This is a genomic window from Odoribacter sp. Z80 (assembly GCF_009935865.1).
Taxonomy (GTDB): Bacteria; Bacteroidota; Bacteroidia; order Bacteroidales; family Marinifilaceae; genus Odoribacter.
In genome coordinates this window covers 186,283-205,378 of record NZ_QWEL01000004.1, presented here as the reverse complement: position 1 = coordinate 205,378, position 19,096 = coordinate 186,283, and the positions used below count along the sequence as shown (strand labels likewise).

The 19,096-nt window shown below is 47.8% G+C and carries 19 protein-coding genes and 1 tRNA gene; 8 read left to right on the top strand and 12 right to left on the bottom strand.

Going from position 1 to position 19,096, the window contains the following annotated elements; translation table 11 throughout:
* Positions 1–38: 38 nt before the first annotated feature.
* Positions 39–1,022 (top strand): SDR family oxidoreductase, encoded by a 984-nt coding sequence (locus tag D1136_RS05935; protein ID WP_161876746.1) that lies wholly within the window; start codon positions 39–41, stop codon positions 1,020–1,022.
* 10 nt (positions 1,023–1,032) lie between these two features.
* Positions 1,033–2,319, top strand: a complete 1,287-nt coding sequence (locus D1136_RS05930) for a nucleotide sugar dehydrogenase (protein WP_161876699.1) — start codon at positions 1,033–1,035, stop codon at positions 2,317–2,319.
* A gap of 65 nt (positions 2,320–2,384) precedes the next feature.
* On the opposite strand, the gene D1136_RS05925 is transcribed toward D1136_RS05930, so the two are convergent.
* The 10 genes from D1136_RS05925 to D1136_RS05880 all read right to left on the bottom strand — a co-directional run bounded on the left by D1136_RS05925 (position 2,385) and on the right by D1136_RS05880 (position 11,034).
* The gene (locus tag D1136_RS05925) at positions 2,385–4,604 is read right to left on the bottom strand and encodes a GH92 family glycosyl hydrolase (protein WP_161876698.1); all 2,220 of its coding nucleotides are present in this window, start codon (positions 4,602–4,604) and stop codon (positions 2,385–2,387) included.
* 75 nt (positions 4,605–4,679) lie between these two features.
* Positions 4,680–5,642 (bottom strand): ROK family protein, encoded by a 963-nt coding sequence (locus tag D1136_RS05920; protein WP_161876697.1) that lies wholly within the window; start codon positions 5,640–5,642, stop codon positions 4,680–4,682.
* Positions 5,643–5,889: 247 nt separating this feature from the next.
* Complete coding sequence (locus D1136_RS05915; protein ID WP_161876696.1) at positions 5,890–6,588, bottom strand: tRNA1(Val) (adenine(37)-N6)-methyltransferase; 699 nt, start codon at positions 6,586–6,588, stop codon at positions 5,890–5,892.
* Positions 6,589–6,599: 11 nt separating this feature from the next.
* Entirely contained in the window at positions 6,600–6,995 is a 396-nt protein-coding gene (locus D1136_RS05910) for a DUF5606 domain-containing protein (protein WP_161876695.1), read from the bottom strand.
* A gap of 73 nt (positions 6,996–7,068) precedes the next feature.
* Positions 7,069–7,806 (bottom strand): TerB family tellurite resistance protein, encoded by a 738-nt coding sequence (locus tag D1136_RS05905; protein ID WP_161876694.1) that lies wholly within the window; start codon positions 7,804–7,806, stop codon positions 7,069–7,071.
* Positions 7,807–7,811: 5 nt separating this feature from the next.
* Positions 7,812–8,402, bottom strand: a complete 591-nt coding sequence (gene coaE / locus D1136_RS05900; RefSeq protein ID WP_161876693.1) for a dephospho-CoA kinase — start codon at positions 8,400–8,402, stop codon at positions 7,812–7,814.
* A gap of 3 nt (positions 8,403–8,405) precedes the next feature.
* Positions 8,406–9,395: a CdaR family protein gene (locus D1136_RS05895; protein ID WP_161876692.1), complete on the bottom strand. Its 990-nt coding sequence runs from the start codon at positions 9,393–9,395 to the stop codon at positions 8,406–8,408.
* Between the two features lie 105 nt (positions 9,396–9,500).
* Positions 9,501–9,812 carry a preprotein translocase subunit YajC gene (gene yajC / locus D1136_RS05890; RefSeq protein ID WP_161876691.1) on the bottom strand — a complete coding sequence of 104 codons (312 nt, stop codon included), beginning with the start codon at positions 9,810–9,812 and terminating at the stop codon, positions 9,501–9,503.
* 43 nt (positions 9,813–9,855) lie between these two features.
* Positions 9,856–10,254: a DUF1573 domain-containing protein gene (locus D1136_RS05885; protein ID WP_161876690.1), complete on the bottom strand. Its 399-nt coding sequence runs from the start codon at positions 10,252–10,254 to the stop codon at positions 9,856–9,858.
* A gap of 9 nt (positions 10,255–10,263) precedes the next feature.
* Positions 10,264–11,034, bottom strand: a complete 771-nt coding sequence (locus D1136_RS05880) for an AMP nucleosidase (protein WP_161876689.1) — start codon at positions 11,032–11,034, stop codon at positions 10,264–10,266.
* Positions 11,035–11,161: 127 nt separating this feature from the next.
* Between D1136_RS05880 and D1136_RS05875 the strand changes: the two genes are divergently transcribed.
* Together D1136_RS05875 and D1136_RS05870 are read left to right on the top strand one after the other, a co-directional pair.
* Positions 11,162–12,391: an S-adenosylmethionine:tRNA ribosyltransferase-isomerase gene (locus D1136_RS05875; RefSeq protein ID WP_161876688.1), complete on the top strand. Its 1,230-nt coding sequence runs from the start codon at positions 11,162–11,164 to the stop codon at positions 12,389–12,391.
* 11 nt (positions 12,392–12,402) lie between these two features.
* Complete coding sequence (locus tag D1136_RS05870; RefSeq protein ID WP_161876687.1) at positions 12,403–12,846, top strand: type I restriction enzyme HsdR N-terminal domain-containing protein; 444 nt, start codon at positions 12,403–12,405, stop codon at positions 12,844–12,846.
* Positions 12,847–12,919: 73 nt separating this feature from the next.
* On the opposite strand, the gene meaB is transcribed toward D1136_RS05870, so the two are convergent.
* The gene (gene meaB / locus D1136_RS05865) at positions 12,920–14,023 is read right to left on the bottom strand and encodes a methylmalonyl Co-A mutase-associated GTPase MeaB (protein WP_161876686.1); all 1,104 of its coding nucleotides are present in this window, start codon (positions 14,021–14,023) and stop codon (positions 12,920–12,922) included.
* A gap of 38 nt (positions 14,024–14,061) precedes the next feature.
* Positions 14,062–14,134: transfer RNA gene (locus tag D1136_RS05860), tRNA-Pro, on the bottom strand.
* A gap of 417 nt (positions 14,135–14,551) precedes the next feature.
* Here D1136_RS05860 and D1136_RS05855 point away from each other — a divergent pair.
* The 4 genes from D1136_RS05855 to D1136_RS05840 all read left to right on the top strand — a co-directional run bounded on the left by D1136_RS05855 (position 14,552) and on the right by D1136_RS05840 (position 19,029).
* Positions 14,552–15,301, top strand: a complete 750-nt coding sequence (locus D1136_RS05855; protein WP_161876685.1) for a DNA-binding domain-containing protein — start codon at positions 14,552–14,554, stop codon at positions 15,299–15,301.
* Positions 15,302–15,444: 143 nt separating this feature from the next.
* Positions 15,445–16,818 carry an SUMF1/EgtB/PvdO family nonheme iron enzyme gene (locus D1136_RS05850; RefSeq protein ID WP_237566999.1) on the top strand — a complete coding sequence of 458 codons (1,374 nt, stop codon included), beginning with the start codon at positions 15,445–15,447 and terminating at the stop codon, positions 16,816–16,818.
* A 281-nt stretch (positions 16,819–17,099) separates the two neighbouring features.
* On the top strand, positions 17,100–17,915 hold the full coding sequence (locus tag D1136_RS05845) for a formylglycine-generating enzyme family protein (protein WP_161876684.1): 816 nt from the start codon (positions 17,100–17,102) through the stop codon (positions 17,913–17,915).
* 283 nt (positions 17,916–18,198) lie between these two features.
* The gene (locus tag D1136_RS05840; RefSeq protein WP_161876683.1) at positions 18,199–19,029 is read left to right on the top strand and encodes a formylglycine-generating enzyme family protein; all 831 of its coding nucleotides are present in this window, start codon (positions 18,199–18,201) and stop codon (positions 19,027–19,029) included.
* The last annotated feature ends 67 nt before the right edge of the window (positions 19,030–19,096 follow it).

Below are 19,096 nucleotides of genomic sequence, written 5' to 3'. Positions count from 1 at the left end.
CCGATGAAGGCTGCGGGCTTGTAAAATAAGAAAAAATGATGCGAAAAATTTTAGTGACCGGTGGCGCGGGATTTATTGGTTCCAACCTGTGTGAGTCCTTATTGGAATCCGGAGAGGAAGTCAGATGCCTGGATAACTTTGCTACGGGGAAGTTTGAGAATATCGAAGCTTTGTTGAGAAAGTTTCCGGGGCAGTTTAAACTGATTGTGGGGGATATTCGCAATCCGGAAGATTGCCGGAAGGCCGTGGAAGGGATGGAATACGTGTTCCATGAAGCTGCTTTGGGTTCTGTGCCTCGTTCTATTCATGACCCTCAGACGACCAATGAGGTGAATATTTCCGGTTTCCTGAATATGTTGGTTGCGGCCCGTGATTGTGGTGTGAAAAGGTTTGTGTATGCGGCCAGTTCTTCTACCTATGGAGATTCCCAGGGCTTGCCGAAGGTGGAGGAAGTGATCGGGAAACCTTTATCTCCGTATGCTATCACTAAGTATGTGAATGAATTATATGCCGATGTGTTTGCCCGGACTTATGGTATGGAGTGTATCGGACTGAGATATTTTAATGTTTTCGGGCGCAAACAATCGCCGGACGGGGCTTATGCTGCTGTCATTCCTAAGTTTGTGTTGCAATTGATGAAGCATGAATCGCCTTTGATTAACGGCGACGGGGAGTATTCCAGGGATTTTACTTATATAGATAATGTTTTGCAAATGAACCGGCTGGCAATGGAGACAACGAATCCGCTGGCTTTAAATACGGTTTATAATACGGCTTACGGGGAAAATACTACTTTGAATCAGTTGGTGGGTTATTTGAAAGAATTGCTGAGCCGATATGATCCGGAGATTGCCCGTATAGAAGTTTTGCATGGACCGACCCGAAAAGGGGATATTCCTCATTCGCTGGCTTCGATAGAAAAAGCCAGAAGACTGCTGGGCTATGCTCCTCTTTTTAATATCCGGAAAGGCCTGGAGGAAGCGGTGGAATGGTATTGGGAAAATTTGAAAAGTTGCAATTAAACCGAAAATGATGAAAGATATTAAAATTGCTGTAATTGGTCTGGGATATGTAGGGCTGCCGTTGGCGCGGCTTTTTGCAACAAAGTATGCCGTTGTGGGATTTGACGTAAAAAAAGAACGGGTGGAAGAATTGAGAAGAGGAGAAGATTCTACGTTGGAGGTACTGCCCGAAGTGCTGAAGGGGGTATTGAGGCAGTCTGTTCCCGGTAAAACCGAACGCGGCCTTTATTTTACCTGTGATGTGGCGGATATGAAGGAGTGTAATTATTATGTGATTACAGTCCCGACACCGGTGGATAAGCATAACCGGCCGGATTTGACGCCTTTGATGAAGGCCAGTGAAACGGTAGGCCAGGTCATTGGCAGGGGAGACATTGTCATTTATGAATCTACTGTTTATCCCGGAGCAACGGAAGAAGAGTGTATTCCGGTCATTGCCCGTACTTCGGGATTGGTTTTTAACCGGGATTTTTTTGCCGGATATTCGCCTGAGAGGATTAATCCGGGAGATAAGGAACATACGGTAGAGAAAATTAAAAAAGTGACCTCTGGCTCTACTCCGGAAGTCGGCCGGCAGGTGGACGAATTATACCGCTCGGTGATTGTTGCCGGCACCCATCTGGCACCTTCCATAAAAGTGGCGGAAGCGGCTAAGGTGATTGAAAATTCGCAACGCGACATCAACATTGCTTTTGTGAATGAATTGGCAAAAATATTCAATTTGATGGGGATAGATACGGCGGAGGTTTTAAAGGCTGCTTCAACCAAATGGAATTTTTTGTCTTTTTCTCCGGGCTTGGTCGGAGGGCATTGTATCGGGGTGGACCCTTATTATTTGGCCCAGAAAGCCCAGGAGTATGGTTACCATCCGGAAATTATTCTGGCTGGTCGCCGGATGAATGACGGAATGGGGGAATATGTGGCCAAACAGGCTTTGAAATGTATGATCCGCAAAGGGTTGTGTATTAAGGAATCCAAAGTATTGATCCTGGGAATCACCTTTAAGGAAAATTGTCCGGATGTCCGGAATACTAAAGTGGTGGATATTGTGCGGGCTTTACAGGAATTTGATTTACAGGTGGATATTTACGATCCCTGGGCTTCTGCGGAGGAAGTGAAAAAAGCGTATGGTTTGGACATTTATACCACCTTGCCCGACGGGACATACGAGGCGGTGATTTTAGCCGTAGCCCATCAGGAATTTGGAAAATTGAACCTGCGACAACTTTGTAAACCTTCCGGTATTATTTATGACGTAAAAAATGTGGCCTGTGAGCAGGTGGAAGGAAAGTTATAATCAGCAGATGTTGTTTTACTTTTCAGGTAAAACAACATCTGCCGGGATTTAAAAACCCCGATTTTTTACCGGCCCGTTTGCTGAGGACGGGCAGGCCGGGTGTCTAAAACAAAGTCCAGTTCTCCGCCTTTCATGATCTCTTCATGGGTAATCCAGGTCCGTTCCAGTTTTTCGCCGTTCAGGTACACTTCTTTCACGTAGATGTGTTTTTCGCTGTCTTTATTGGCTGTTATTGTGAACTTCTTTTCCGGTCCGACCTTTAAAGTGATTTTGTGGAACCGGGGACACCCTAACTGGTATTTCCCTTCTGCCGGATTGACAGGATAGAATCCCATGGCTGAGAAGACATACCAGGCGGACATTTGTCCGCAATCTTCATTGCCGCACAGGCCGTCCGGTGTATTTTTATAAAGGTTGCTCAGAATCTCGTTGACGTAAAACTGGGTTTTTTCCGGTTGTCCGGTATAATTGTAAAGATAGGCAATGTGGTGTGAGGGTTCGTTGCCATGGGCATACTGACCGATAAAACCGCTGATGTCAGGAGAAGCGTCTTCGCCTTCCAACGCTGCTTCCAGGGTAAATAGGCTGTCCAGTTTACAGGAGAAAGCTTCTTTGCCGTTGTGGAGGGCTATTAACCCTTCGACATCGTGAGGGACAAACCAGGAGTACTGCCAGGCGTTCCCTTCGGTGTATTCATCGTCCCGGTGTTTGGAATAAAGGGGAGAAAAAGGTTGCTTCCATTCACCATCGGCGGATTTTCCCCGCATGAAACCGGTGGAGGGATCAAATAAATGAGCATAATTGCGTGAAGCTCCTGAGAAAAAGAGATAGTCTTCTTCTTTCCCCAAGGCTTTGGCCATTTGGGCTACACACCAGTCGTCGTAAGCATATTCCAAGGTTTTGGAAACCGATTCATTTTCTGTCTCGAAGGGGATATAATGATAGCGGCGGTAAGCATCCATGCCGGCTTTGGGGGCTAATACCGTTTTTTTCATGGCTTCGTAGGCTTTCTCGCCGTCAAAGTTCCGGATTCCTTTCAACCAGGCTTCTGCAATCACTGCAACGGCATGATTGCCAATCATACAGTTGGTTTCGTTTCCTGCCAGTTCCCATACCGGTAATAGTCCGTAGGAATCGTAATGTTTGAGTAAAGAATTAACCATGTCACCGACCCTTTTTTTCTGGGTGAGGGTGAAAAGCGGATGGATAGCCCGATAGGTATCCCATAGAGAAAAGACGGTATACTGGGCATGTTTCTTTACGCTGTGAATTTCTCCGTCCGGTCCTTTGTAGTTCCCGTTTACATCTGAAAAGAGGTAGGGGGCTGTATAAGCATGGTAAAGTGCCGTATAAAATATTTTCAGGTCGTCTTCATTGTGCCCTTCGGCTTTGATTTTCTGAAGCTGGCGTTTCCATGCCTGTTTGGCATCCCTTTTTACTTTGTCAAAACTCCAGTGGGAGAGTTCTTTTTCCAAATTAGCCGCAGCTCCGTCCGTATTGGCTGAAGAGATACTTACTTTGGCAAGGATTTTATTGGTATGCTTGCCGAAATCAATCCAGGCATAACATTTGGGTCCTTTATATTTTTGTCCGTTTTCCAGGGGAATGAATTTTTCCTCGCCGACGTATATTTGACAATCCTGTGAAAATTCAATCGTAAAATAAACACGCTGGTCGTTGGCCCATCCTCTTGATTTCCGGTAGCCTTCCAGCATGCGGTTGTTGATTTTCCGGAGGCTTGTTTCCGTAGTATTGTCCCAGTTGCGTGCTGTTCCTAAGTCCAGGGTGAGGGCATAGCGGCTGTCGGCCGGGTATTGGTAATACAGGATGCCGCAACGGTCTGTCACGGAAAGTTCTGTCTTTATGCCATTGCGGAATACCACACTGTAATAACCGGGCTCTGCCTGTTCATCGGCATGCGAAAATAAGGCATAGCCGGAGCGGATGTACTCCTCGGGTATGGCATTGCTGTCCGGGGAGGTAACCACCGGAAGGAACCGGATATCCTGCAGGTCCCCGATGCCTGTTCCGCTTAAGTGGGTCAGTGAAAAGGAAGCGATGATGCTGTCGGAATAATGGTAACCGGAACACCAGTCCCATCCGCTGCGCGGATTGTCCGGGCTGAGTTGTATACCTCCGAAAGGACGGATTGCACCGGGAAAGCAATGTCCGTGTTCGGCTGTTCCGATAAACGGATTGACATACTCTGTGATTTTTAGTTCCTTTTCCTTAGGGTGGCAACTGAAAATAGAAAGGATAAAAAATAGGCTTAAAAAGATTCTCATATCGGATAAAAAGATAAAATGTCATTCCGGATGAAAATCACATTCATCCGGAATGACATTGGGGGGTAAGAAAGTTTATTTCTCCAGTTCTTTCCACACTAATGCGGCAGCTCCGTAAATGGCCACATTTTTAGTCAGTTGGGAAGGTAATAATTTCACTTTGTTACTGAACATTTTTAACATATTCATTTCCATGTGTTCTTTCGTAGGACCAAAGAGCAGGTCGCCGGCTTTAGTCAGTCCTCCCATGAGGAATATGGCTTCCGGGCTGGTAATAGCCACTACATTTGCCAATGCCTCGCCCAGCATTTTTGCCGTGTATTTGAAAGTATTGATAGCAATCATATCGCCTTTTAAGGCAGCCTCACAGATGGTTTTGGAGGTCATTTCATTAAAGGGGATGGCTCTCAGTTCGCTGGGGTAATTGTATTTGGCCATCATTTTATAGGCAGTCCGCTTCACGCCGGTGGCTGAAACGTAGGTTTCGAGACAGCCATTCCGTCCGCAACCGCATTGCCGGCCATTGGGAGATACAATGATATGGCCCAGTTCCCCGGCGAAACCGTCGTGGCCGTAAATTAATTCTCCGTTGGAGACAAAACCGCTGCCCACACCGGTTCCTAAAGTAACCATAACGAAGTTTTTCATTCCTTTGGCACCTCCGTAAATCATCTCCCCGATAGTAGCTGCGTTGGCATCATTCGTCAGGTATACCGGAAGATGAGGATAGAATTCTTTCATTAAATCGCAAAAAGGAATGACTCCCGGCCACCTCAGGTTGGAGGCATGCTCTATGGTGCCTTGTAAATAATTGCCGCAAGGAGCGCCGATACCGATTCCTGTTAATTCCACTTCATTACGGATGGTGTCCAATACTTTCTCAATCTCCATGTGGAGTTCTTTGAGATAGTCATTTATATCTTCATGATTGTTGGTGGAAATGTTTCCTTCGGCCATGTAATTTCCTTCTTTGTCAATAAAGCCGAAAGCTGTATTTGTTCCTCCGATATCTATTCCTAAGGCAACTTGTTTTTTCATGCTGTATTTTAATTGGATTAATGAATGCTTTGAATTTCGAGTTAAAGATAGCAAAAAAATAAGAGACCATCACTGATCTCTTATTTTTTACTAACTACTAACCTAAACATACAAACTTATGAAAAAAATGTCCTCATTCAGACAATACAAATGTAAGATGAATTTTAGGGATTTATAGTTAAGGTATAGTTAAATCTTGACGGGAAAAACGAAGGATATGCGCTTTACTTCTTAATAATTTATAAAATCATAAATAAAGATAAAATTCATGTGTCAGCCTGATATACTCTTCACTGTACTGATGACGGCTGAGTTCTATGGTCAGGTGGTCTTCCGTTGGCGTATCCACAGGTTTCCGGCCTAAACGCAGCAGGCATCGTTTCGGAGGTTTTCCGGGAATCGGGTGTACCCGCGTGATGTGTTGTGCATAGAGACCGGCATTTCCGGCCTGTCGGAGGAATAACTCTTCATTTTCCGCCGGGAGGATGACACAGAGGTTTCCTGCGGGGGCTAACAGACGGGAAGCGTGTTTCAGTAATTCTTCATGTGGCAGGCTGTCGGTGTGGCGTGCGAGTGTACGGCCCCGGTCGGGAGTTTTGGTCGAGTTGATGAAAAAAGGAGGATTACATACGATACAGTCGTAAAGATGGGGAGGGGAGAAGGTCTGGAGGGCGGACTCCCAAACCTGTATGCGTTCTTTCCAGCGGCTTGCCCGGATATTTTCAATAGCTTGCCGGCAGGCGTCCGGTTCGATTTCTATGGCATCAATCCGGGCCAAGGGATTCCGTTGCGCACTCATCAGGGCAATCACTCCTGTTCCGGTCCCTGCATCCAAAATTGTAAGTGCTTTTTCTGTGGCGGCCCATGCGCCCAACAATACACCATCCGTTCCGACTTTCATGGGAGTGCGGTCCTGACGGATGGTGAATTGTTTGAATTGAAACATGTTTCCGGACTTTATTTGTCTTCTTCTTCAAAATGAAGGAGACCTTTGTCCGATAAGAGGTTGTACCACTGTATGATTTTTTTCATGTCCGATACGTATACCCGGTCCTGGTCGTATTCGGGAACGATTTCACTGAAATAAGAGATTATTTTTTCAGTAGCGTCCTTATGGCTCAGGCAGGCTTTCCCTCCTTCTTTGGTGTGGATGCGTCTGAACACTTCTTTCAGGGGCAAGTCTTCTCCTTCCGTATAAATGGAAATATCTTCCAGCGCAATGATTTTAGCGTTGGAATAGGCCGGGAAGCGTTTCCCGTCAATAAGCGATTCTACAATGATGGCATTGGAGGAATTACTGATCAGTTTTTGCAAACCGGGTTTTCCTGATATGGATAAAATCTCTTTTAACATAATTCTCTGTTTGAAATTTTACAAATGAGCTGCAAAACTAAGGTAATTTATTGAAAATTGAAAATATTTCGGATTAAACCATCCCTCTCTGTTTTTTGATTTTTTCGTAGGCGACGTTGATTTGGGTAAATTTTTCTTCTGCCGCTTTCCGGATGTCTTCCCCTAAGTGCCCGACTTTGTCCGGATGGTTTTCTATGGCCATTTTGCGGTAGGCTTTTTTCACTTCTTCGTTGGTGGCCGTACTGGTGATTTCCAGGATTTGGTAGGCAGATTCGAGGTCGTCGTAGTACATGGATCTGACCGACAGAAAGGTTGTTTTTCCGATGCCGAGCTGGTCCGAAATATTTTCCAGGAGCCGGATTTCCAGGTCGCTCACTTTTCCGTCGGCTTTGGCTATACCGAATAAGAAGTATAGGAGTTGTGTTTTGGCCGGCATGTCCATGTGGTAACGGATCTGTGCGCAAACCTCCGATACGGGTATTTCGCGGCTGCTGAGTTCTTTGATCATGCCCATTGCTTCCCGGGTGGCTTCTATGCCGAAATTGTGTTTCAGAAATTCTTTGACATAGTTCAGTTCCGAACGCATCATATTGCCGTCGGCTTTCATCACGGAGGTTGCCAGCACGGTCAGGCTGAACATGAAGTCTCCTCTGCCGCTTCCGGGGAAAGGAACGCCCTGTTCTTCGGAAGTCAGGGGAAGCGTTTGGATATTGTCGAACATTGAGCCGAGAAACAAGCCGAATAATGCGCCTAAGGGGCCGCCCATGGCGAAACCGAGACCTGCCCCGATCCATTTTCCATATTTTGCCATATCAGTTAAATGGTGTTGGTTTCTAATTTGTTTATGAGTGAAAGTGTTTGTTCCAGTGTTTTGTGGGCTTCATCGTTATAAATGACAAAGCTTGCTTTCCGGCATTTCTGTTCATCGTCCATTTGGTTTTTCATGCGTTCCTCCACCTTCCCGGCTGAGGTATGGTCTCGCAGGACCACCCTGTGTAAACGGAGGGGGAGGGGTGCGGTTACGCAAATGGTGTGTTGGAAATGAGCATCCAGCCCGGCCTCAAATAAAATTGCCGATTCAAAGAAAACCAAAGAAGCGCGTTGCTTTTGTGTCCATTGCCGGAAATCTTCCATTACCCGGGGATGGACGATGGCATTGACTTCCGATAGAGCGGTTTTGTTATTAAAGATGAGGCCGGCTAATTTTTTTTTGTCTAATATTCCTGAAGGGCAATAAAGTCCGTCCCCGAATCTTTTTTTCAGTTCCCGGACGATGGGTTCGTCGGTATTCATCAGCCGGGCTGCTTCTTTGTCCGCAATATAAACCGGATATTCAAGCTGTTGCAATATCCGGGCAATGGTACTTTTACCGGCACCGATGCCTCCTGTCAGTCCTATGGTTTGCATGTCCTATTTCTTTTCCAGGATATATTCCACTTTTTGGGGGGTGTAGGTCAGGTTTTTAATAAAATCCGGGACTTTCCCTGTTTTGACTTCCAGATAGGAAATCTCCGTATCGGTCGGATAATCGACGTAAAATACGAAATCGTGGTCCGTTACCTGGTCGTATTTGCTGAGGCCCGTTTCATAACTGATGTTTACGACTGCCGGGAAGAGCCGGATGTTCATGTTCCCCGGAACACCGTAGGGTGTAATGGGAATGGTCTTTTTCACTTCGGTAAATTGTTCTGCTTCCAGGGTGAGCTCTGCGGTTGTCTGACTGTACTGGCAATTGGGCAGCGGCAGAAGTTCCATGGTATGCCGGAGCGTTTTATTCAGTTCTTTCACCTTCCACTTAGCTGTCCGGACATATTGCAGGGTGTCAAGTATCGGGGCGGGACCGCTGACGGTGATGCTGTCCGGATTTACTGTAATTTGATTTAAAATATATTGTCTTTTTAATGTATAGTCGACCTGGGGTTGGATTGCTACCTTTTTGTTCTGGGCTTCGGCAAACCGGAAAATGATTTCAGAGGGGTGGGTATTCAATAACTTGATTTCAGTGTTGAGCTGATTGCTGATTTTGTCCTTCATATCGTTGAGGCGGAGAGTGTATTCAAAAATATGCTCTTTTTTTGTCAGACGATTGTGGTAGGACTCCAGATTGAATGTAATGGGAAGAAAAGAGGTACGGATTTTGTGTCCCAATAAGGCAAAGCCTTTGGCCTTTACATCCAATAAAAGACGGGAGGGCAATCGGGTAACCAGATACTTCCCTTCCGGCAGGTTAATGTATTTTATCGGGTATGAGATTTCTGCCGAATAGTCTTTATTGAGGGCATTCAGAAACCATAGGATGGAAGCAATGGTAACACAGATGAAATAAGTGATGATGTTTTTATTCAGACGAACATTCCTGAGTTTCCTGATTTCACAGATAAGCGTTGAAAAATTCGGCATGGCGTAAAGTCTAAACGTCTGGTATGGTGCTGATTTAAAGAATGGTGTAAAGATTTCCGGTGCTATTACGGACCGGAAATCTTTCTTTTACAGGCAAGCCGGGAATTATTTTGCCGGGGTAGCGTCGGTCATGTCTTTTATGATGGCCGATTTGTCGATTTTTAACCGGTTCTGGCCTTCTACTTCCATAATGATGTAGTAGTCGCCGATTTCCTGCACTTTGCCGTAAATACCTCCCGTAGTCACGATTTTATCCCCTTTCTTGAGGGCTTCGCGGAAGTTTTTCAGTTCTTTTTGTCTCTTCATCTGAGGCCGGATCATAAAGAACCAGAAAACTACGATAATTAGAATCAAAGGTAAAAAACTGGCCAATCCGTTGGCTGTTTGTTGTTGTAATACAATAAATAGTGTGTTCATGATTTTGTTACTGAATTTGATTTATATTCCATTTCTTTTTTCATCATTCTTTTATATTGGCCGTAAAACTCAGGGTGGAGTACTTTTCCGGAATATTTGCAAATATACGGATTTCTTTGTATTGTTTGCCGAATCTGCCTTTCGAGTTGAAAACAATTTCAATTTTTCCTTCTTCGCCCGGCGCTAAAGGGGCCTGATCGTAGTTTACGGTGGTACAACCGCATCCTGTTTCGGTTTTTTTCAGAATGAGGTGGCAGGGACCGGTATTTTTATAGTAAAAGGTATGGCTCACCTCTTCTCCGGCTGTGATATTGCCGAAGTCCCAGTTTTTCTTTTTCCATTCTATCCGGGTGTCAGCTGTGGTTTGGGAGGATTTTTGGCGACAGGAACAGAGAGAAAGACAAAGTAAAAAGGCAAAAAAACAGAAACCGGTTTTAGTCATGGGGAAAATTTAAAATATCAGGTGTTTGACTGAGTAATTTTTGTCCCGGATATTGGATAGTACTTCTATGCCGATTTCCAGGTGTTGCCTTACAAAATTCCGGGTAACCTGTTTATCCGATTCTGCTGTTTTTATCCCTTCCGAAATCATCGGGCGGTCTGACACCAGGAGTAAAGCTCCTGTCGGGATGCGGTTGGCGAAGCCTACGGTGAAGATGGTGGCTGTCTCCATGTCTACGGCCATGGCCCGCGTGCTTTTCAGGTATTCCTTGAATCGGTCGTCATATTCCCACACCCGGCGGTTGGTGGTGTATACGACTCCCGTGTAGTAGTGGTGTCCCCGGTTGGTGATGGCTTTGGAGCATGCTTTTTGTATGCTGAAAGCCGGCAGGGCCGGTACTTCGTGGGGCAGGTAATCGTCTGAGGTCCCTTCTCCTTTGATGGCGGCGATGGGAAGGATGTAGTCCCCTACGGAGTTTTTGGCTTTGATGCCGCCGCATTTTCCGATGAACAGGACAGCCTCGGGTTCCACTGCGGATAAAAGGTCGATAACCGTAGCGGCATTGGGACTTCCCATGCCGAAGTTGATGAGGGTTATTCCGTTACAGGAGATGCTGGGCATCGTTTTGTCTTCCCCCACGATGGGTACCTGGTATATTTCGGAAAACAATTCCAGATAGTATTCAAAATTGGTGAGTAAGATGTATTTCGTGAAATCTTTTAACGGACGCCCTGTATAGCGGGGCAACCAGTTGTCTACAATTTCTTTTTTCGTTTTCATGGTTTCCAGTCGGGAAAAGGGGTTATCGGGTTTTAAAGAAGTTTCCGGGCTTCATTTGACCGTTTGTTTTTCTTATCTTTGTCCGCTTTTCGGCAATAAAATTAGGATATAATCGTCAAACGGCAAAATGAAAATGGCAGTAGAAGACTTCAAAAATATCAGAATAGAAGACTATACCTATGAACTTCCGGAGGAGAGGATTGCGAAATTCCCTTTAGCCCGGCGGGAAGCGTCCAGGTTGTTGGTTTATGAGGAGGGGAACATTTGTGAGCGGCGTTTTTCCGATGTGACCGACATGCTGCACCCGGGGCAGACTTTGGTTTTTAACAATACCAAAGTCATACATGCCCGTCTTTTTTTCCGGAAGCCGACCGGGGCAGTGATAGAGGTTTTTTGCCTGGAACCTTACAAGCCGGCGGATTATGCCTGCAATTTTTCGGCCCGCCGGGAGTGTTGGTGGAAGTGTATGGTCGGTAATCTGAAAAAATGGAAAGAAGGGGTGATCTCCTGCCGTTTCGGGATGGGAGAGGGAGAGTGTGTGCTGGAAGCGACTGCGGTGGAACAACGGCAGGGGGAAGTCGTTGTGCATTTTGCCTGGAACCGGGATATTACTTTTAGCGAAGTGCTGGAGGAATGTGGAAAGATACCTATCCCCCCCTATCTGAACAGGGAGTCGGAAGCATCCGATGAAATCCGCTACCAGACGATTTATTCCCGCGAGGAAGGTTCGGTGGCTGCGCCTACTGCCGGGTTGCATTTTACCCGGGATATTTTATCGCATCTGAGACAGAAAGAGGTCGAGATAGCCGAGCTGACCCTTCACGTCGGTGCCGGCACTTTCCGTCCCGTCAAGGCAGACACCGTCGGAGGCCATGAAATGCATACGGAACACCTGGTGATTTCCCGCACCTTGATAGATGCCTTGTTGCATACATCCGGGGATGTGGTTGCCGTGGGAACCACTTCCGTAAGGACTTTGGAAAGTCTTTATTGGATGGGGGTGAAGCGGTTGGCGGGAGAAGAGGATTTTTTTATACTGGGCCAATGGGAAGCCTATGCTTTGCCGGGGCGGTATTCTTTGCGGGAAGCCCTGGAAGCCCTGGCGGGATGGTTTGAAGAGACTCATCTGGAAGTGTTGAAGGCGAGGACCACTATTATTATTGTGCCGGGTTATCGCTTTCGTGTTGTCGGTGCCATGTTCACCAATTTCCATCAGCCGCAGAGCACTTTGCTGCTATTGGTGGGGGCGGCAGTGGGTGAGGATTGGCGGCGGATCTATGACTATGCCTTGAAGCATGATTTCCGTTTTTTGAGTTATGGAGACAGCAGTTTTCTGAGAATAAGGTCTGAACGATAAATGGTTTGTTTATGTTGGAATTGTCCTTACCGCCTTTTGAATATAAAGTAAAAAGACAAAGCGGGTCGGTTTTGATTTTTGATGTCGTCCGGAAGAAATATGTGGTCTTGACTCCGGAAGAATGGGTCCGTCAGCATGTTATCCATTACCTTATGGAAGAGAAAAGAGTGCCTGCGGCGTTGATTGCGGTGGAAAAAGAGATTCCGCTTTACAGTTTGCGGCGGCGTTTTGATGTTGTGGTTTTCGACCGTCAGGGAAATCCCTGGCTGCTGATTGAATGTAAGGCCCCTTCCGTTGGGTTGAACCAGCGGGTTTTCGACCAGGCATTCCGCTACAATATGACCCTCGAGGCTCCTTATGTGGCTATTACCAATGGGGTGACGCATCTGTGTGGCAGGATTGAACCGGCGCGTGGATTTGTTTTTCTGGGCGATTTCCCTGTCTTTTTATCCTGATGCTGGTGAAACAAACCCGGAAAGCTTTTTGGGTCGGCTTTCCGGGTTTGTTCCGTTGGGGGGCCTTTTGAAATCATCCCTGGTTGAAATAGCGTTCCAGCAGGTCGAAAGCGGCAGCAAATGAGCTGACCTGGTTTTTCATCACCTGTTCCTCGGCCGTTTTGAGGTTGGCTTTCTGGTTTTGATAGAAACGGTTCCGCAGTTGTTCATTGATGGTTTCATACATCCAGTATTTGGCCTGCTCGGCGCGGCGGTATTCGAAGTAACCGTTTTGCTGGGTTTCGCTGCAATAGTGCAGGATGTGTTCCCAGATGGAGTCAATGCCTGTACGTTCGTAGGCAGAGCAGGTCATCACTTTCGGCATAACGCCCGATTCGTGGGGCGGGAAGAAGTGCAGGGCTGTCTGTAATTGTGCCTTGGCGAGTTCCGCCCGTTGGATGTTGTTGCCGTCTGCCTTGTTGATGATGATGCTGTCGGCCATTTCCATGATGCCGCGTTTGATGCCCTGCAGTTCGTCGCCGGCCCCGGCAATTTGCACCAACAGGAAAAAATCCACCATCGAGTGGACGGCCGTTTCGCTTTGTCCCACACCCACGGTTTCAATGAGTATGGTATCGAATCCCGCCGTTTCGCACAGAATCATCGCTTCGCGGGTTTTGCGGGCCACTCCTCCCAGCGAACCGGCGGAGGGGGAAGGGCGGATGTAGGCGTGCGGGTCGCACGACAGTTCTTCCATGCGCGTCTTGTCGCCGAGGATGCTGCCTTTGGAGCGCTCGCTGCTCGGGTCTATAGCCAGGACTGCAATTTTATGGCCTTCCCCGGTGAGGTATTTGCCGAAACTTTCAATAAAGGTGCTTTTCCCGGCTCCCGGCACTCCGGTGATGCCGATGCGGACGGAACGTCCGGACGAGGGAAGACACCGGTTGATGACTTCCTGTGCGGTGAGCTGATGCTCCGGTTTTGCGCTTTCCACCAGGGTAATGGCCTGGCTGAGTATGTTGATATCGCCTTTCAGGATGCCTTCGACATAATCGTCCGCAGTCAGTTCCCTTTTCCGGATGCTCTTTAACCGTGCAGCGATGTTCGGGTTCATGGGATCGGGTTGCTCGATTCCCTTATTGACTTTCAATCCTTCGTATTCCGGAGCGTTTTCCGGGTGTTCGCATGCTGTCGTCATAATCGTGAGTTTTGTATGGGCAAATATAAACAAAAAATCGGGGGTGACAGGATCCGAACCTGCGACCCTCTGCACCCCAGGCAGATGCGCTACCGGACTGCGCTACGCCCCGTTTGAATGTGGGAACAAAAGTAGGGCTTGGGATGAAATTATCCAATTTTTTATCTGAAAATCTGAATGAGAGTTTCGGAAATGTAGGCTGAAAACAGGAAAATGGAGAGGACCGGTCCTGGCGGTTCTGTTAAACGGCTGATTTTGATGGGTATACCGTTGTAAAATCATCCAATAAAAACGTCCGTTTTTTTGGTAACACTTCTTAAGAAAGATTCACAAACATAATAAAAAAGCGTAAACACAATAGCTTTATTTTCAAAATATTAATGTTCTTGCATGAAAAGAGCATGACTCTCTTCCAAACAAAGAAAAAAACGGACGTTTTTATTGGATATAAACAGGAGTTGTAGAAACGTGACTCCGGTTGGTAATGTTTTTAGGGGCAGATAATGACAAACTAAAAACATTGAAATTATGGCAAAGAAAACCGTATTCTGGCAGGGTTGGTTGGTGGATAATCCACTGACGGAGGACCCGAACGATTTTACGTTGAAAGTAAAATCGGGCAACATGGTGACCACGGAAGACATCGCGAAAGCGTTGCAGGCGGAGGGTTGCGAGTTCCAATTGGAGACGCTGATAGACATCCTGAACCGGGGCGACCGCATCATCCGCAACAAATTGCTGGCTGGATTCAGCGTGGGTACGGGCGTGTTCTACGCCTATCCGAGCGTGTCGGGTGTGTGGCACGACAAAAACGAGACACTGGACGACAGCCGCCACAAAGTGGGCGTGAACTTCCAGTTGGGTGCCTCGCTGCGCGAGGGCATGAAGCAGGTGGGGGTGGAAGTGCTTGGCATTTCCTCTGCCGGTCCGGAGATTGTCGGAGTGACCGACACGTGGACGGGCGAGCTGAACGGCCTGGTAACGCCGGACGAAACGGTGACGGTGAGAGGGCGCAACATCCAGATTGCCGGCGAGCACGAGGGCAACGGCATTTGTTTCCGCCGGGTGGACGATAGCAGTGTGGTGGCAGTGGATATGCGGCGTCTGACGGTGAACAACCCCTCGTCGTTGTCCTTCCGCGTGCCGAAGCTGGCGCCCGGCGACTATTATCTGGAACTGACCACCCAGTTCTCGTCGAGCAACAGCGTGCTGAAACAGGCCCGCACGACCCGTTTCGAGAAAGTGCTGAACGTTGCCGAACCGGAAGAGCAAAATTAGGGTAGTGTCCCCTACGGGCGTAGTGGAATATCCCCTACGGACGTAGGACCCCTCCCCCTTTGAGCGTAGGAGCCACCCTCCTACGCTTGTAGTGAACGGTCACAAAAGATAGATATGATGTTTAATCTATAAATTAAGGTGTTATGTTGAAAAGATGTTTTTATTTGGTGGTGTGTGCCGTCTTTTTGGCGACGGCATGTACGGGTGGTACGGATGAGCCGATAGGGCCAAACGACCCGGACAAGCCGGAGGTACCGGACCGTCCGGGGGATGACGATGATTCGGATGAACCGTCTGGTGTGACGTTAGAGATTTCGACGCCGGAGTTGTTGTTTGAGCAGGAAGGCGGTACGCAGGATTTCACTGTGACGAGCAACGGTGACTGGGAGATTTTCTGCTCCGAGGATTGGTGTAAGACGAATTTTCCTGCCGGTAGCGGTAATTTGACGGTTTCCGTCATGACGGAGGCTTATCAGGGTTGGGGAGATGTACGGGAAGCGGTGGTGACCTTGCAGTCGGGCAAAAAGAAAAGGGAACTGAAAGTGAAGCAGAAACCGGAGAAAGCCATGCATATAGCGCAGGACACGATTCATGTGTCAGCGGATGGCGGCACGATTTCAGTGAAGGTGCAGAGTATTTATGACAGAGTGGAGTATGTGGTGGATTTACCTACTTGGATAAGTCAGGTTCAGGAGACGAAAGCGATTATTTCCGCGACGTATGATTTTGTGGTTAAAAGAAATGGTATCCCTAAGAAGCGTGTAGGATATATTATTTTTCATGACACAGTCAATAGGTTGGAAGATACGGTTTATGTTGTTCAGGAAAAGGGTGAGATAGAGATGGTTTACGTGGAGGGCGGTACGTTCCGGATGGGTGCGACGTATGATGAGGAACCTGTTCATTCCGTGACTTTGTCCGATTACTATATCGGTAAGTATGAAGTGACTCAGGGTTTGTGGAAGGCTGTGATGGGTACGGGTGTGGAGGAGCAGATGGAGAAAGTGGGTGAGAGTGATCTTTATGGAGTCGGAGACGACTATCCGATGTATTATGTCAGTTGGGATGAAGCCCAGGAATTTGTCAGCAAATTGAGTGAACTGACAGGAAAGAAGTATGTTTTGCCCACGGAAGCGCAATGGGAGTATGCCGCCCGCGGCGGGGTAAAGAGCAGGGGGTACAAATATAGCGGCAGCAATACGATAGATGGTGTGGCCTGGTATTGGGGAAATAGTGAAGAAAAATATTCGACTTCTTCAGTTGGCACGAAGTTGCCGAATGAATTGGGAATTTATGACATGAGTGGTAATGTGTGTGAATGGTGCAGCGACTGGTACGGTGATTACAGTGACGTTTCTCAGACCGACCCTACCGGTCCTTCAAGCGGCTCCTGCCGCGTGGTCCGCGGCGGCAGTTGGCTTCACGATGCGAGGGACTGCCGGGTGTCTTCTCGGTACGACGGCGGTCCGGACTCCCGCGACGGCATTCTGGGCTTCCGGGTTGCGTTGGTTTTTTAAGTTTCTGGGCAGACGGAGTCCCCTTGTACTAAGCTGAGGGGCCGCAGGCTGATGGAGTATGCGGGGAGCGAACGGAGTGGAGCGGACGGCATACGGAATGAGCCTGCGGTTAGTGAAGTAGATGATGATAAAAACATAAATGATATGAAAAAGAAGAAATGTATATCGGTAGATGTTTCGATGGGGACTGTAATCGGACTTGTTGCTTTGTTTAAATTTTGGGGCCGTTGGGGATGGTAGGAAAATTTTTTTTGAATGTTTAATCTATAAATTAAGGTGTTATGTTGAAAAGATGTTTTTATTTGGTGGTGTGCGTGGCGTTGTTTGCTGGCTGCCACAAGGATGATGACGATGATAAACTCGTTATATACGTGGAAAAGGGTGTTTCCGGTTTTTCTTTCGATATGGTTTACGTGGCGGGCGGTACGTTCCGGATGGGTGGGACGGAGGAGCAGGGAGAGGATGCGTGGGCTAATGAGAAACCTGTTCATTCCGTGACTTTGTCCGATTATTACATCGGTAAGTATGAAGTGACTCAGGGTTTGTGGGAGGCGGTGATGGGTACGGGTGTGGAGGAGCAAAGGAAGAAAGCGGGTGAGAGTGATCTTTATGGAGTCGGAGACGACTATCCGATGTATTATGTCAGTTGGGATGAAGCCCAGGAATTTGTCAGCAAATTGAGTGAACTGACGGGAAAGAAGTATGTTTTGCCCACGGAAGCGCAATGGGAGTATGCCGCCCGTGGCGGAGCGAAGAGCAGGGGGTACAAATATAGCGGCAGCAATACGATAGATGATGTGGCCTGGTATGATGGTAATAGCGGATTCGCTGCTCATCCTGTGGGGACGAAGTTGCCTAATGAATTGGGAATTTATGACATGAGTGGTAATGTGTGGGAATGGTGCGGCGACAGGTGGGGTTTGTACAGTGACGTTTCTCAGACCGACCCTACCGGTCCTTCGAGCGGCTCCGACCGCGTGCTCCGCGGCGGCAGTTGGCTTGACTATGCGGGGAACTGCCGGGTGTCTTATCGGAGCTTCGCCGATCCGGGCTCCCGCTACAACTTTCTGGGCTTCCGGGTTGCGTTGGTTTTTTAAGTTTCTGGGCAGACGGAGTCCCCTTGTACTAAGTTAAGGGGGCCGCAGGCTGGTGGAGTATGCGGGGGAGCGAACGGAGTGGAGCGGACGGCATACGGAATGAGCCTGCGGTTAGTGAAGTAGATGATGATAAAAACATAAATGATATGAAAAAGAAGAAATGTATATCGGTAGATGTTTCGATGGGGACTGTAATCGGACTTGTTGCTTTGTTTAAATTTTGGGACCGTTGGGGATGGTAGGAAAATTTTTTTTGAATGTTTAATCTGTAAATTAAGGTGTTATGTTGAAAAGATGTTTTTATTTGGTGGTGTGCGTGGCGTTGTTTGCTGGCTGCCACAAGGATGATGACGATGATAAACTCGTTATAGGTGAAGATTACGTGGAAAAGGGTGTTTCCGGTTTTTCTTTCGATATGGTTTACGTGGCGGGCGGTACTTTCCGGATGGGTGCGACGGAGGAGCAGGGAGAGGATGCGTGGGGTGATGAGAAACCTGTTCATTCCGTGACTTTGTCCGATTACTATATCGGTAAGTTCGAGGTGACTCAGGGTTTGTGGAAGGCTGTGATGGGTACGGGTGTGGAGGAGCAGATGGAGAAAGCGGGTGGGAGTGATCTTTATGGAGTCGGAGACGACTATCCGATGTATTATGTCAGTTGGGATGAAGCCCAGGAATTTGTCAGCAAATTGAGTGAACTGACAGGAAAGAAGTATGTTTTGCCCACGGAAGCGCAATGGGAGTATGCCGCCCGTGGCGGGGTAAAGAGCAGGGGGTACAAATATAGCGGCAGCAATACGATAGATGATGTGGCTTGGTATTGGGAAAATAGTGAAGAAAAATATTCGACTTCTTCAGTCGGCACGAAGTTGCCGAATGAATTGGGAATTTATGACATGAGTGGTAATGTGTGGGAATGGTGCAGCGACTGGTACGGTGATTACAGTGACGTTTCTCAGACCGACCCTACCGGTCCTTCAAGCGGCTCCAGCCGCGTGTGCCGCGGCGGCAGTTGGCTTCACGATGCGAGGGACTGCCGGGTGTCTTCTCGGAACCGCGACCATCCGGACCACCGCAACGACTTTCTGGGCTTCCGGGTTGCGTTGGTTTTTTAAGTTTCTGGGCAGACGGAGTCCCCTTGTACTAAGCTGAGGGGGCCGCAGGCTGATGGAGTATGCGGGG

Coding starts and splice junctions, on each gene's coding strand:
- D1136_RS05920 (WP_161876697.1), bottom strand. CDS start 5,642: ATGAAAAAACAAGTTGCCTTAGGAATAGATATCGGAGGAACAAATACA.
- D1136_RS05845 (WP_161876684.1), top strand. CDS start 17,100: ATGTTGAAAAGATGTTTTTATTTGGTGGTGTGCGTGGCGTTGTTTGCT.
- D1136_RS05915 (WP_161876696.1), bottom strand. CDS start 6,588: ATGTTTCAATTCAAACAATTCACCATCCGTCAGGACCGCACTCCCATG.
- yajC (WP_161876691.1), bottom strand. CDS start 9,812: ATGAACACACTATTTATTGTATTACAACAACAAACAGCCAACGGATTG.
- D1136_RS05895 (WP_161876692.1), bottom strand. CDS start 9,395: ATGCCGAATTTTTCAACGCTTATCTGTGAAATCAGGAAACTCAGGAAT.
- D1136_RS05875 (WP_161876688.1), top strand. CDS start 11,162: ATGAAAATGGCAGTAGAAGACTTCAAAAATATCAGAATAGAAGACTAT.
- D1136_RS05840 (WP_161876683.1), top strand. CDS start 18,199: ATGTTGAAAAGATGTTTTTATTTGGTGGTGTGCGTGGCGTTGTTTGCT.
- D1136_RS05885 (WP_161876690.1), bottom strand. CDS start 10,254: ATGACTAAAACCGGTTTCTGTTTTTTTGCCTTTTTACTTTGTCTTTCT.
- meaB (WP_161876686.1), bottom strand. CDS start 14,023: ATGACGACAGCATGCGAACACCCGGAAAACGCTCCGGAATACGAAGGA.
- D1136_RS05935 (WP_161876746.1), top strand. CDS start 39: ATGCGAAAAATTTTAGTGACCGGTGGCGCGGGATTTATTGGTTCCAAC.
- D1136_RS05855 (WP_161876685.1), top strand. CDS start 14,552: ATGGCAAAGAAAACCGTATTCTGGCAGGGTTGGTTGGTGGATAATCCA.
- coaE (WP_161876693.1), bottom strand. CDS start 8,402: ATGCAAACCATAGGACTGACAGGAGGCATCGGTGCCGGTAAAAGTACC.
- D1136_RS05905 (WP_161876694.1), bottom strand. CDS start 7,806: ATGGCAAAATATGGAAAATGGATCGGGGCAGGTCTCGGTTTCGCCATG.
- D1136_RS05880 (WP_161876689.1), bottom strand. CDS start 11,034: ATGAAAACGAAAAAAGAAATTGTAGACAACTGGTTGCCCCGCTATACA.
- D1136_RS05850 (WP_237566999.1), top strand. CDS start 15,445: ATGTTGAAAAGATGTTTTTATTTGGTGGTGTGTGCCGTCTTTTTGGCG.
- D1136_RS05930 (WP_161876699.1), top strand. CDS start 1,033: ATGAAAGATATTAAAATTGCTGTAATTGGTCTGGGATATGTAGGGCTG.
- D1136_RS05870 (WP_161876687.1), top strand. CDS start 12,403: ATGTTGGAATTGTCCTTACCGCCTTTTGAATATAAAGTAAAAAGACAA.
- D1136_RS05925 (WP_161876698.1), bottom strand. CDS start 4,604: ATGAGAATCTTTTTAAGCCTATTTTTTATCCTTTCTATTTTCAGTTGC.
- D1136_RS05910 (WP_161876695.1), bottom strand. CDS start 6,995: ATGTTAAAAGAGATTTTATCCATATCAGGAAAACCCGGTTTGCAAAAA.